The sequence below is a fragment of the Saccharopolyspora sp. NPDC003752 genome (assembly GCF_053605825.1).
The window spans coordinates 228675-241196 of the sequence record NZ_JBSGJZ010000006.1; the positions used below are offsets into that span (position 1 = coordinate 228675).

Annotated in this window: 9 protein-coding genes; 5 read left to right on the top strand and 4 right to left on the bottom strand. The window is 69.2% G+C overall.

The genetic code is table 11. The annotated features are described in order from the left end of the window. Positions 1-297 precede the first annotated feature (297 nt). The 5 genes from ACWEV3_RS10770 (at position 298) to ACWEV3_RS10790 (ending at position 5443) form a co-directional block, all read left to right on the top strand. Entirely contained in the window at positions 298-1563 is a 1266-nt protein-coding gene (locus ACWEV3_RS10770) for an aspartate kinase (RefSeq protein WP_452613634.1), read from the top strand. Continuing rightward, positions 1563-2615 (top strand): aspartate-semialdehyde dehydrogenase, encoded by a 1053-nt coding sequence (locus tag ACWEV3_RS10775; protein WP_452613635.1) that lies wholly within the window; start codon positions 1563-1565, stop codon positions 2613-2615. The genes ACWEV3_RS10770 and ACWEV3_RS10775 overlap by 1 nt, the downstream gene beginning before the upstream one ends. A gap of 135 nt (positions 2616-2750) precedes the next feature. Continuing rightward, complete coding sequence (locus tag ACWEV3_RS10780) at positions 2751-3329, top strand: Uma2 family endonuclease (protein WP_452613636.1); 579 nt, start codon at positions 2751-2753, stop codon at positions 3327-3329. Between the two features lie 38 nt (positions 3330-3367). Beyond that, complete coding sequence (locus ACWEV3_RS10785; RefSeq protein WP_452613637.1) at positions 3368-4843, top strand: gluconokinase; 1476 nt, start codon at positions 3368-3370, stop codon at positions 4841-4843. Positions 4844-4975: 132 nt separating this feature from the next. Continuing rightward, entirely contained in the window at positions 4976-5443 is a 468-nt protein-coding gene (locus ACWEV3_RS10790) for a Fur family transcriptional regulator (RefSeq protein WP_452613638.1), read from the top strand. Between the two features lie 820 nt (positions 5444-6263). Here the strand turns inward: ACWEV3_RS10790 and ACWEV3_RS10795 are convergent. From ACWEV3_RS10795 to ACWEV3_RS10810, 4 genes are all read right to left on the bottom strand, one after another. Then, the gene (locus ACWEV3_RS10795) at positions 6264-7094 is read right to left on the bottom strand and encodes a CU044_5270 family protein (protein ID WP_452613639.1); all 831 of its coding nucleotides are present in this window, start codon (positions 7092-7094) and stop codon (positions 6264-6266) included. Positions 7095-7417: 323 nt separating this feature from the next. Beyond that, complete coding sequence (locus ACWEV3_RS10800) at positions 7418-9130, bottom strand: dynamin family protein (RefSeq protein ID WP_452613640.1); 1713 nt, start codon at positions 9128-9130, stop codon at positions 7418-7420. Next, positions 9127-10932: a dynamin family protein gene (locus tag ACWEV3_RS10805; protein ID WP_452613641.1), complete on the bottom strand. Its 1806-nt coding sequence runs from the start codon at positions 10930-10932 to the stop codon at positions 9127-9129. Before ACWEV3_RS10805 ends, ACWEV3_RS10800 begins: the two co-directional genes overlap by 4 nt. A 163-nt stretch (positions 10933-11095) precedes the next feature. Beyond that, positions 11096-12370: an IniB N-terminal domain-containing protein gene (locus tag ACWEV3_RS10810; protein WP_452613642.1), complete on the bottom strand. Its 1275-nt coding sequence runs from the start codon at positions 12368-12370 to the stop codon at positions 11096-11098. Positions 12371-12522: the final 152 nt, after the last annotated feature.

Genomic DNA, 12522 nt, shown 5'->3' on the forward strand with positions numbered 1-12522 from the left:
TCGCTCCTGGAGGGGTGGACAACCCGGTCCTCCGCTCTTGTCGACAATCGCGTCCCACAGGGTAGTGGCGGCATTTGGGATTGGGGTCGGGCGGTACCGGTTCGGTAGGCTAGTCCGGCAGCGGAGCGACCTGGTAGGAGGCCGTTTCGGCCCGGTGGGCCGACGCTGTCACCTGCCCGGTCGCGGGGCCCTCCGGCCCGCCACGCGGTGTGCCGGGGTGCTCCTTCGTCCACTCGGTGTCAGTGCGGGGACAACCCGCGCCCGGGACGACCGCACGGTCGAGGAGGTTTGTTTCACGTGGCGCTCGTCGTCCAGAAGTACGGCGGTTCCTCACTCGAAAGTGCTGATCGCATCAAACGGGTAGCCGAACGCATCGTGGAGACCCGCAAGGCGGGCCACGACGTGGTCGTCGTGTGCTCTGCGATGGGCGACACCACTGATGAGCTGCTCGACCTCGCCAAGCAGGTCAACCCGGCTCCGCCGGAGCGGGAACTCGACATGTTGCTGACCGCCGGGGAGCGGATCTCCAACGCGCTCGTCGCGATGGCGATCGAGTCGCTCGGCGCGGAGGCGCGCTCGTTCTCCGGCTCCCAGGCCGGCGTGATCACGACCTCGGCGCACCAGAACGCGCGGATCATCGACGTCACCCCGGGCCGGGTGCAGGAAGCGCTGGAGCAGGGGCAGGTCGTCCTGATCGCCGGTTTCCAGGGCGTCTCCCAGGACACCAAGGACATCACGACGCTCGGCCGCGGCGGCTCGGACACCACGGCGGTCGCGGTGGCCGCCGCGATGAACGCCGACGTCTGCGAGATCTACACCGACGTCGACGGCGTGTACACGGCGGACCCGCGCATCGTGCCCGACGCCCAGCACCTCGAGCGGATCACCTACGAGGAGATGCTGGAGATGGCGGCGACCGGCGCGAAGGTGCTGCACCTGCGCGCCGTCGAGTACGCCCGCCGCTACGGCGTGCCGTTGCACGTCCGCTCTTCCTACTCACCCAAGCCCGGAACGATCGTGTCCGGCTCAGTGGAGGACCTTTCCGTGGAACAGGCGATGATCACCGGCGTCTCGCACGACCGGTCGGAGGCCAAGGTCACCGTGCGCGGTGTGCCCGACAACCCGGGCGTCGCGGGCCGGATCTTCCGCGTGGTCGCGGACGCCGAGATCGACATCGACATGGTGCTGCAGAACGTCTCCAGCACCTCTTCCGGCCTGACCGACATCACCTTCACGGTGGCGCGCAGCAACGGTGAGGTGGCCGTCACCGAGCTGGAGAAGATCAAGGACGAGGTCGGCTTCGAGCAGGTCGTCTACGACGACAAGGTCGGCAAGGTCTCGCTGGTCGGCGCCGGGATGCGGTCGCACCCGGGCGTCACCGCGACGTTCTGCGAGGCGCTGTCCAACGCCGGGGTGAACATCGACATCATCAACACCTCGGAGATCCGGATCTCGGTGCTGATCCGCGACACCCAGCTCGACGACGCGGTGCGTGCCCTGCACAACGCGTTCGAGCTCGGCAGCGACGAGGAAGCCGTCGTGTACGCGGGGAGTGGTCGCTGATGGCCCCGACGCTGGCAATCGTGGGTGCCACCGGCGCGGTCGGCACCGTCATGATCGACATCATCAACAACCGCGCGTCGGTGCCGTGGGGCGAGATCCGGCTGATCGCCTCGGCCCGGTCCGCGGGCAAGAAGATCACCGTGCGCGGCCAGGAGCTCACCGTCGTGGAGCTCGCGCCGGAGGCGTTCGACGGCGTGGACATCGCGCTGTTCGACGTGCCGGACGAGGTATCCGCGCAGTGGGCGCCGGTGGCCGCCGAGCGCGGCGCCGTCGCGGTGGACAACTCCGGCGCGTTCCGGATGGACCCCGACGTGCCGCTGGTGGTGCCCGAGGTCAACGCCGAGAAGGTGCACGAGCGCCCGAAGGGGATCATCGCGAACCCCAACTGCACGACGCTGTCGATGATGGCCGCGCTGGGCGCGCTGCACCGCGAGTTCGGCCTCCGCGAACTGGTCGTCTCCTCCTACCAGGCCGCCTCCGGTGCCGGTCAGGAAGGCATCGACCGGCTGTACGCGGAGATCGCGGCGGTGGCGGGCAAGGGCGTCGGCCAGCGGGCCGGCGACGTCGCCGAGGCGCTGGCCGCGGCCGGGCTGCCGGAGGAGACGCCGTTCAAGGCGCCGCTGGCGCTCAACGTGGTGCCGTGGGCGGGTTCGCGCAAGGATGACGGCTGGACCTCCGAGGAGCTGAAGGTCCGCAACGAGTCCCGCAAGATCCTCGGCATCTCGGACCTGAAGGTCTCCGCGACCTGCGTCCGGGTGCCGGTGGTGACCACGCACTCGCTGGCGGTGCACGCCACCTTCGAGCGCGAGGTGACCGTCGAGCAGGCGCACCGCGTGTTCGAGGCGCAGCCGACGATCGTCCTGCAGGACGACCACGACAACGGCGTGTTCCCGACCCCGGCCGGCGTGGTCGGCGGCGACCCGACGTACGTGGGCCGGGTCCGGCAGGCGCTGGACTTCCCGAACACGCTGGACTTCTTCGTCTGCGGCGACAACCTCCGCAAGGGCGCGGCGCTCAACACCTACGAGATCGCCGAAACCCTCGCGAAGTAAGCCCCACGGGCTCGAAAGGGCGCCTTCCCCTGGTAGACGGGGGAGGGCGTCCTTTTGTGATACGGGTTCATTCGAACGTGTGTTTGTGTCTGATTCTCCTTGAACGCGGGAACCGGCGCCCGCCACAGTGGACCCATGAACATCATTTCCTGGCCCGATCACCTGCTGACCCTGGACGAATTCACGGCGCTACCGGAGGACAAGTCGCGCCACTACGAACTGCAGGAAGGAGTACTGACCGGAGCTCCCCGGCCCAGTGAATGGCACCAGCGCATGGCGCTCTCGATGGCCGTCGCTCTCGATGATGCATTGCCGCCCGAGTGGGAGCCGATATTCAGCACCGGAGTCGTCGTAGAGGAGCGATGGCCGCCCACGGTTCGTGCACCGGACATCGTGATCGCCTCCGCGCCGGCGATCGACGAGGGGCGTCCGCTGCTGTTCGCGTCGGATGTCGTCGGCGTAATCGAGGTGAGCGAGCCCGGCTCTCGAATGCTTGATTCGGTCTGCAAGCGTGATGAGCACGCCGTGGCGGGCATTCCGCTCTACTGGATCGTCGACGTTGGCCCGCCGGTGACGCTGGTGGACCACCGTCTCGCAGGTGCCGCGTATCGCGAGGTGTGGCGGGGTGGTGGAACGTACACGTCGAGCGAGTTGGTGGCTGTAAGTGTTGAGCTCGATTCGCTCGGTTTACGACCACGCACGGCCGCGACCTGAGCGGCTTGGTTGCGACATCCGGCGGTTAGGTTGGGGGCATGAGTCATGCTCCGGTCGTCCTCGGAATCGATCTCGGTACCACCGCGACGAAGGTCGTCGCGGCGGGCAGCGATGCTCACGTGCTGCACCAGACCGAGCGCGGTTATCCGCTGCGCACCGAGGAGCCCGGGGAGGCGACGCAGGACGCCGTCCAGGTCCGGGACGCGGCGATCGCGGCGCTGGCCGAGTGCGTGGCCTGGGCGAAGGAGCACGGCCACCCGGTCGCGGCGCTGTCGTTCAGCACCTCGATGCACACGGTCGTCGGGCTCGACTCGGCCGGCGAACCGGCCACGCCGTCGTTCAACTGGGCCGACACCCAGGCGGCCGAGGTGGCGGCGCGGCTGCGGTCCGACTGGGACACCTCGTCGGCCCTGCACCGGGCCACCGGGACGCCGGTGCACACCCAGTCGGTCATGGTGAAGCTGGCTTGGTTGACCGGAAGTCGCCCGGACCTGACGCGTGACGTGGTGCGGTGGTGCGCGCTGAAGGACTTCGTCGTCGCCGACTTCGTGGGCGGGTTCGTCACCGAGTACTCGCTGAGCTCGGGCAGCGGCCTGCAGGACATGACGACGCTGCGGTGGCACGAGCCGGCGCTGGAGGTCGCGGGCGTCCGCGCCGACCAGCTGCCGGAGATCCACGCGCCGACCGACACGCTGCCGCTGAAATCGCAGGTGGCCAAGGCCGTCGGCCTGCCGGAGGGGCTGCCGGTGGTGCTCGGCGGCGGGGACGGCCCGCTGGCGAACCTCGGCGTCGGGGCGGTCAGCCCCGGTGTCGCCGCGCTGTCGCTCGGCACCAGCGGGGCGCTGCGGGTGACGCGCGACCGGCCGGGAGTCGACGACCGATGCCGGACGTTCAGCTACGCGATGGGCGACGGGCTCTGGGTGATCGGCGGCGCCGTGAGCAACGGCGCGGTGGTCGCCCAGTGGGCGTCGGAGACCTTCGGGGCCGACGTCGCGGACCTGCTCGACGAGGCCGCCGCGGTGCCGGCGGGGGCGAACGGGCTGATGGCCCTGCCGTACCTGCTCGGTGAGCGGGCCCCGTGGTGGGAGCCGGGCCTGACCGGCTCGTTCGTCGGGCTGCGGCACTCGCACGGCCGCGCCGAGATGACGCGTGCCGTGGTGGAGGGTGTCGCGCAGCAGCTCGCGCTGGTGCGGGACGCGGTGGTCGATTCCGGGGCCGAGGTGCGTGCGGTGCGAGCCACCGGCGGGGGCTTCCGCAGCGCGTTGTGGGCCGATGCCATCGCCGCGGCGCTCGACATCGACCTGGAGCTGGCCGAGGGCAGCGGCGGGTCCGGGCTCGGCGCGGTGCTGCTGGGCTGGCGGGCGCTCGGCGAGTTCGACTCGCTGGAGCGCGCCGCGGAGCTGGTGACGCCGGAGGGCAAGGTCTCGCCGGACCCGGCGGCGGCCCGGGAGATGGCCCGCCGTCGACCGCTGGTGGAGCAGCTGCACGCGACGCTGCGCGACTTCGAGCTCTGACCAGCGCCGGTCGGATGCGCCGATCGGTTGAGCCAACCGGTCGCAACCGGTGGGCCGGGTGCAGCAATCCGGAGCGCCAACCGGGTTAAGTTCTGGTTCAGACCAATTTTTCGGTGGCATACTGGCCTCGCTATGACCCTCAGCGCGGCCGAGAGCAACCACGCCACCAGCGCGGACGACCCGCGCGAGCGGTTGCGCGCCGCCGGACTCCGGGTCACCAAGCCACGGCTCGCCGTGCTGCGGTGGCTGGTCGGTCACCCGCACGCGACGGCCGACCAGGTGGCGACAGCGGTGCGCCGGCAGCTGGGTTCGGTGTCCACGCAGGCCGTCTACGACGTGCTCAACGCGTGCAGCAACGCCGGGCTGCTGCGGCGGATCGAGCCCGCCGGCCACCCGGCGCGCTTCGAGACCCGGACCTCTGACAACCACCACCACCTGGTGTGCCGCAACTGCGGCCGGACCGAGGACGTGGACTGCGTCCACGGCGAGGCCCCGTGCCTGACGCCTTCGTCCACGTCGGGCTACGAGGTGGACGAAGCGGAAGTCGTGTTCTGGGGCTACTGCCCGGGCTGCCGCTCCTCGGCGACCGCGCCAGAGTAGTCCGGCTGCCGCGACGAGGAACGATCATGACCCGGCATGACGTGCATCCCTGCGGCCGGGGGCGTCGCGACGGCCGGGGAGCTCCGCCCGGATCCGAAACTCCGCATCCACTGAACTGGGGTGTTGCGACGACTCCTAGAACCCAAGCGGGCCCCAGGTCTTCGCGCTTTCCGGTATTGCGGCGTCGTCATCGACTTCGCCGTCCGGCGCTGGTGAGCTCATGAATGCACTTCTCGGTCGGGTCTCGTACGTCCTGTTCTCCGCACTGGGCTCGGATCGGGTTCACGAGTGATCCGACCGGGACGACGATTCGGCTCGCCCGCGCCGCTACGTGACCTGGGGTTCTGGGCGCTCGCAGGGCCTGAGTGGGACGGGCGGGTGCGGGCGATCGGGTGAGTCCGAACACGGCGGGCCCATTTTCTTGACTAATTCCAGTTTTCTGATGGCATACTGGAGCGCGTCATGATCCGCGGCGAGCGAGCCGGGCCGCACTGGCGATGAGATCGCCGCCGAGGTCAAGGGCCGACGACGTCGGCCCGCCGCTGCTGACTGTGGCAACCACCACGAGCGAAGACCCGGGAGCCCCCGTCTCCCGGGTCTTCGCCCATCCGGGCCGGTGATCGCGCCCGACCGCCCTGTCGCTTCAGGCGAAATCGGCTACCGCGGCCGAGGTCATGGCCAATCCACAATGGATGGTGATGACCCGCGGGAGTGCGCCGGGGTGCGCTGATCCATGGCAGTTTCAATTGAAACTGCCATGGATCACGCCTGCACCGGCGTTGCCCTGCGCCGATGGGGATCCCCGAACCCCTCGTGCCGGTCAGGGGCGCTGGCGGACCTCGTCGACGAACGCGGTCTCCACTTCGGCCGAGAACGTCGAGCCGAGGTAGGCGTAGGTGGCGGGATCGAAGACCAGGATCTCCTCGCGGATGTTCTCGCCGTCGGGCTTCGGGAACGAGATGCCGACACCGGTCCTGCCGATCGCGTCCTTCGCGTCCTTGACTACGGAGATGCCGGGGACCTTGGTCGCAGCCTCGAACACGGCTGCCCTCGATTCCGGTCGCACGTACGACTCGGCGACGATGTCGCGGATCTCCTCGCCGATGAGCCACGCGCTATCGGGGTCGGAGCTGCGCTCCTTCAGGTAGTCGAGCATTCCGGCGGCGTCGGTCGGCAGGACGTAGATGTGCCCGGGAACCGGCGAGCAGTATCCGGTCTCCTCGGTTGCGGGGGTGTATGTCTTGCTGTCCCCGCAGCGGGGCACCTCCAGCTCGGTTTCCCCGCCGTACTGCACGATGAGGCCGTCACGCGTCCCGTCGGCGGACAGCCACGTCTCGCGGATTCCGGCTGCGCTCTGGGACTTCGTGTAGACGAACTGATCGGGCCGCGGCGGGTGGTCGGGGAGATCCGGCGCCGCGGTGACCAGCGCCGATTCGGCGTTCGCCGTCGGGGTGCCCCCATCGCTCTCCCCGAGCGGAGCGAGCGTGAGCACGCCGGAGATCGCGGCGGCGAGACCAACCGCGACCGCGCCCGGCCACGCCATCCGTCGCAGCGGTCGGCGCTGTCGCGCCACGGCGGGTGCGTCGCCGGATCGTTCCGCGGCGGCCAGGTGGTCGTGTGCCGGCGCGAGTGTCTCGTCGAATTCCGTCATGAACTGCCCCAAAGAGGTCTGCGAGTGATCTGGTGTTTCGCGACCCGATCGACTTGGCAGGCCGAGACCCCGCCGGCCGAGCGCACTGGCGAGGCCATCGACGTCCTCCTCGATCCGATCAGGTACATCTCGTTATCCGCACGGAATCGACATCTGGTTCACGCTTGATGCGGCAGGCGGCATCGCGAGGCGCAGCCGCCTGCCGCGCGGGAAGGCTCCGTGCCGGGGCGAGCAGGGCGGCTCGCGGCAGATCTCCCGCAGCCCGAGCGGAATCTGGACATCGCGAAAACCGGTGCGTGCACCATGTCCACAATGGATCGTGGTTAGTCGCGGGCGTGGGCTCCCGGGGCGTTCTGGGGCTGGCCGGGTTGTGGGTGGTGGTGCCGCTGCGGGTGCCCTTGCTGCGGGTGCTGGGGGCCCGGTTGCGAGTGAGCGCCGCGCTGTGCCGAAGCGCCGTGCGCGCCAGGGGAACCCTGCTGACCCGAAGAACCGTGCTGACCGTGGGCGGATTGCTGGCGTTGAGGATTCTGCTGGTGCTGCGAGCTCTGCGGCGTCTGTGGGGTCTGTGGCTGCTGCGGGCCGTGGGTTTGGTGGAGGATCAGCCGTTCGCAGCTGCGCAGGACCGTGCGGACCGCGTCGCGGTGCGGCCGGTCGTGCAGCGGGTTCACCGCCTGCTCCCGCCAGCGCGACAGCGCCGCGGCCGCTTCGTCGGCCAGATCCACGGCCAGGGCCGTCTCGTCCCGGCCGAGCCGCGCGTGCGGCGCGCTGCCGAACGCTCCCAGCAGCCGCTTCGCTTCCGTCTGCAGCGGACGGGAGAACCGCACCTGCCCGGAATCCAGCGCCGACAGCAGCCGCAGCTCGTTCCACTCGTGCGCGTTCGCCAGCAGCCGCTCGAACTCGCCGCGCAACTGCTGCACGCCGGGACGGGGATTCGCGCGCAGCACCATGTCGACGGCCAGCAACGCCGACCGCGCGCGCAACGCGTCTTGCCGCTCGACGAACTGCTGGTGCACGGTCTCCTGCAGCAGGTTCATTCCGCTCTCGTCGAGCAGTGCCGACTGCAGCTTCTTCAGCTCCGTCACGCCGCTGCGGATCAGCGTCAACGCGCGCACGACGCCGTAGTGGCCGAATCGTTCGAGGAGGCGCTGACGGGCCGGTCCCGGCGTCGATTCCATGGTGCTGTTGATGAATCGATCCGCCGAAAGAAGCAGCGCGTCCTGGTCGTTCTGGGGGAGTCGGGCAACGTTGTGCAGAGCCCGGAAGTCGTCGTCGGTCATCGTCGCCACGGCCTGCCCGAGCAGCCCGATCACCGGGATCAGGTGCTGCGCGAACGAACGCAGCGTGGGGTCGTTGCGGTAGCGGTCGGCGATCCGCTCGGCGGCTTCGAGCGCCTCCGCGCCGCCGCTGCCCGTCTCGTCGGCGCGCGAGAACGCGACGATCGTGTTGATCGGCACGCACCGGGCGGTCTGCAATTCGTTGACGGACTGGAGGAACTGCAGGTCCGTCTGCCGCGGGTACCGCGTCAGGTACAGCACCGCGTCCGCCTCGGACAGGATCTGCGCGAGCGCGGAGCGGCCCGTCTCCTGCACCGCCGCGGACGCGACGCCGGGCGTTTCGATCAGGGTGATCGCCTGCAGTCCCGGCGTCGGCGATTCGATGACCAGCCGGGACACCTCGTCCGGCCGCCAGTGCTGCAGGTCGCGGATGGTGCCCGTGTCCAAAGTGGTCACCGGCACGTTCTGCACCGCGCCGTGCGGGGTGTGCAGCAGGATCTTCGGTTCCGGCCCGTACTGGTAGAAGGTGCTGACCTGGGTGCGCTCCTCGGCGTCGGTGGGCGCGAGCTCCGCGCCGACCAGCGCGTTGATCAGCGTCGACTTGCCCGCCTTCACGCGCCCGCCGACGGCGATGCGCAGCGGCTGGTCCAGCCTCTCCAGCCGGCCGCGCAGCCACGTCGAGGTGCGCGGATCGTCCCGGTAGAAGGTCATGGTGCGGATCAGCAGCGCCCGGGCGCGTTCCAGCAGGGGATCGCCGCTCATGCCGCGGTGATCCGGTTCTGCGTCAGCATCGTCGCGCGCCGCTGCAGCACCGCGAGTTCTTCCAGCTTCCGCCGGATCTCCCTGGCGCGCTGGTCGCGGTCGACCGCGCTGCGTTCCGCCGATCGCTTGATCTCCTGGATGGCCCGGCTGATCTCCATCTGGGCATCTTCGGTGATCTGCATGTAGTGCGCGTGCAGGCCCCGGTGGACGCCGCGGATGGCGTCCCTGGCCTCCTTGTTCACGTGGAAGATGACCTGCTCCACGTAGCGCTGCACGGCGGCCTTGGCCTCGGCCTGGCGGCGGCGCAGCCGCAGGTCCTTGTCCTCGCCGAGGCTCTTGAGGCCCAGCAGCACGCCCGCCGAGATCGACACCACGTTGATCAGCGGCAGGAACGCCGAGGTGATCAGGCCGAACATCAGCACGCCGCCGTAGGAGCCGCGCAGACCGGTGAGGAACTGGTCGAAGCGCTTGTACTCCGAGCCGGGCGGCAGCTTCGGCTCGGGAACCTCGCCCAGCGGTTCCGGCTGCTGGAGCTCCGTCAGGTCGGGCAGGCTGCGCCCGTGTTCGGCGAGCATCTCGTTGGCGACCTGCTCGGCGAGCCGGGCCTGCCGTTGGTCCAGCCACTCGAAGGTTTCGACGATCGCGTCGGTGAGCCGTGCTTCGAGCCAGTCGAGGAACTCGTCCCAGACCTCCAGCGGATCCGCGGTTTCGAAGGCCTCGTTGACCTGGTGCAACACCGCCCAGCTGCGTTCCCGGAAGTCGAACTCGATGTCGGTGTACAGCTCGGAAATGCCGTCGTTGAGCGCCTTCTGCCAACGGGCCGAGACGCGCCGGAGGTCTTCGGCGCGGTGCTGCGCGGTCTCCAGCTCGATGAGGGTTTCGGCCGCGGTGCGCGGGTTCTGCGCCGCCAGCTCGGCGCGCAGCGCGTCGTTGACCTGGGTCAGCGCCTCGGAAACGTTGTGCGCCACCAGGCGCCGGGTCATGTTGTCGTGCTTGCCCGCCATCTCCTTGAGGAACTCCAGCAGCGGCGGGAATCCGGACTCGGCGTTGAGGTTGGCGTCCCTGGCCTGCATCGCGTGCATCCGGATGTTGGCCGAAACCGGGAAGATCTTGGCCGCTATCCCGGCGTTCTCCAGGTGCTTCCGGTTGACTTCGAGGACTTTCCGCCAGTGCGGCGTGCGGTCGATCTTCGGCAGCACCAGCGCGACGTTCGGGCACAACGCGGTGGCCTGCTTGAGGAACGTCAGCTCGTTGGTGGTCAGTTCCTGGGTCGCGTCGGAGACCATCAGCAACGCGTCGGCCTCGGCGACGACGGAGAGCGTGGTGGCCGTCAACGACGAAGACACGCTGCCGACGCCGGGCGTGTCCATCAGCGCGAGGCCGTTCTGCAGCACGGCGCGGGGGATGCCGACCTCGCCGCGGGTGACCGGGCGCCCGAGCGAGAGGGCGCGTTCCAGCTGCTCGCCGACCTGTTCTATCGGCACCGGCACGCGATCCAGGGCGGCCGGGCCGCGCTTCGCCTCGTGCTCGATGAGCAGGGCGGACGGCTCGTCGGAATACCGGACGAGGGTGGGCACGACGGTGGTGACGTCGTCGCCGGAGGCGCACACGGACGCGTTCACGATGGCGTTGACCAGGGCGCTCTTGCCCTGCTTCGACTCGCCGACGACCAGCACGAGCTGCGTCGGGTCGAGCACGCGGGTGCGGATCTGCCGCAGCCTTCCGTGCAGATCAGCGCGTTGCTGCTCGGCACATTCCGCAGTCGCGCGATCGATCAGTTCCACCAACGCCGTCTCGATCACGGCGTCGATTGTGGCGTGCCGCGGCGAATAGAGAAACCCAAACGGCTGAACTCACATCACAGGCGTGCACTGGGAGTACCAAAAGTGCAAGTTTCCCGAGCGAAAGGCGAAGAATGCCGGGATCCGCGAATCGCGGATCCCGGCATTCAGTTGCTCACTGCGTTCAGAGCACGCCGTCCAGCGGCAGGGCGCCCGTCACGGTGTCGAGAGCGCCACCGGCGACGTCGCCGACGACCGGCAGGTCCTGCGGGGCCGGCAGCGGCAGCGCGGCGGTCACGTCGTCGACCGGGAGGGCCGAGGTCACGTCGTCGACCGGCAGAGCCGAGGTCACGTCGTCGACCGGCAGGGCGGAGACGTCGCCAGCGCCACCGGCGATGCCACCCACGGTGTCGACCACGCCGCCGACGACCGGGACGTCGCCCAGGACACCGGTCACGTTGTCGGTCACGTTGGTGATGTCGCCACCGGCGACGTTGGAGACCAGGTCACCGGCGACCGGGATGTTGGTGGCGACCGAGGTGACGTCGCCGACCACGTTGCCCACGACCGGAGCGTTGGTGACGACCGAGGTCAGGTCGCCGTTGCTCACGTTGGTGGTCACGTCGCCCAGCACGTTGGTGACGTTGTTGGCGATGTCGCCGACGACCGGGGCCTCGTTCACGACGTTGAGGACGTCGATGTTGGTCGAGTTGTCGACCACGTTGGTGACGTCGCCGTGCACGACGGTGGCGGCACCGGCGGTCAGGTCGACGCTGGTGTCGAAGACGTGCGTCGCGGTCTGGTTGACCTCGCTGACGGTGTTGCCCACGACGTTGGTGACGTCGCCCAGGGCGAGGCTGTCGCCGACCTGGCCGACGGTGTTGCCCACGACGCTGCCGACGATGTTGCCGTTGGCGATGTCGTTGCCGCTGGCGATGTCGTGGATGCTGATGAAGTTGTGCGAGTCCGTGTCGTTGTGACGCACGTCGATGTCGACGTTGTTCGACGGAGCCGGGGTCGCCGGGACGGCCGGGATGGTGGGCTCGACGTCGCCGTTCTTACCGAAGTCTTCGGCGGGGGCGGGGTTCTTCAGCATGCTCAGATCTTCCTGCTCGTTCGGATGTGCGGGATGCAGTTGGTTGATCGCGACGTGTTGGGTGCTCGCAGCGAACTTCTCGACGCTGCTCTGGAGTGAGCGGTCGTACTCGGTCACGACCTCGACCGGCGCGTAGTCGAGGACGAGTGACGTGGCTTGCAGTACGTCCGTCGCGGTCATGCCCCCGAGGCCGGCCTGATCCAGCGTGGCTTGCGGATCAGAGTCGAAGGCCGATCGGGCTGCCGGGTCGCTGACGAGGCGCGTGAGGAACTCGTGCAGCGTCGGCTCGTCCGACGGGCCGGTGGTGGAGTGCGTCCCCGGGTCGGGAGTGGAGGACTCGGCCGCGTGCTGAGGGTTCACCATCGTTGGGCCTCCCGATGCTCAGCGGTTACTCGGCTGGGTGTCCGAGTGAGGTCGTGTCCCTCACTCCCCTGTGTTGATCACGTTAGGGCGACGGGGCCCCCTAGCCATCGGGTACGACTCCTAGTTATTCGAACCTCTATTAGGGGATCCAG

What these genes read in the sequence shown, in the direction of transcription:
- ACWEV3_RS10775 (WP_452613635.1), top strand. Translation starts at nt 1,563, where the DNA reads ATGGCCCCGACGCTGGCAATCGTGGGTGCCACCGGCGCGGTCGGCACC.
- ACWEV3_RS10780 (WP_452613636.1), top strand. Translation starts at nt 2,751, where the DNA reads ATGAACATCATTTCCTGGCCCGATCACCTGCTGACCCTGGACGAATTC.
- ACWEV3_RS10785 (WP_452613637.1), top strand. Translation starts at nt 3,368, where the DNA reads ATGAGTCATGCTCCGGTCGTCCTCGGAATCGATCTCGGTACCACCGCG.
- ACWEV3_RS10790 (WP_452613638.1), top strand. Translation starts at nt 4,976, where the DNA reads ATGACCCTCAGCGCGGCCGAGAGCAACCACGCCACCAGCGCGGACGAC.
- ACWEV3_RS10795 (WP_452613639.1), bottom strand. Translation starts at nt 7,094, where the DNA reads ATGACGGAATTCGACGAGACACTCGCGCCGGCACACGACCACCTGGCC.
- ACWEV3_RS10800 (WP_452613640.1), bottom strand. Translation starts at nt 9,130, where the DNA reads ATGAGCGGCGATCCCCTGCTGGAACGCGCCCGGGCGCTGCTGATCCGC.
- ACWEV3_RS10810 (WP_452613642.1), bottom strand. Translation starts at nt 12,370, where the DNA reads ATGGTGAACCCTCAGCACGCGGCCGAGTCCTCCACTCCCGACCCGGGG.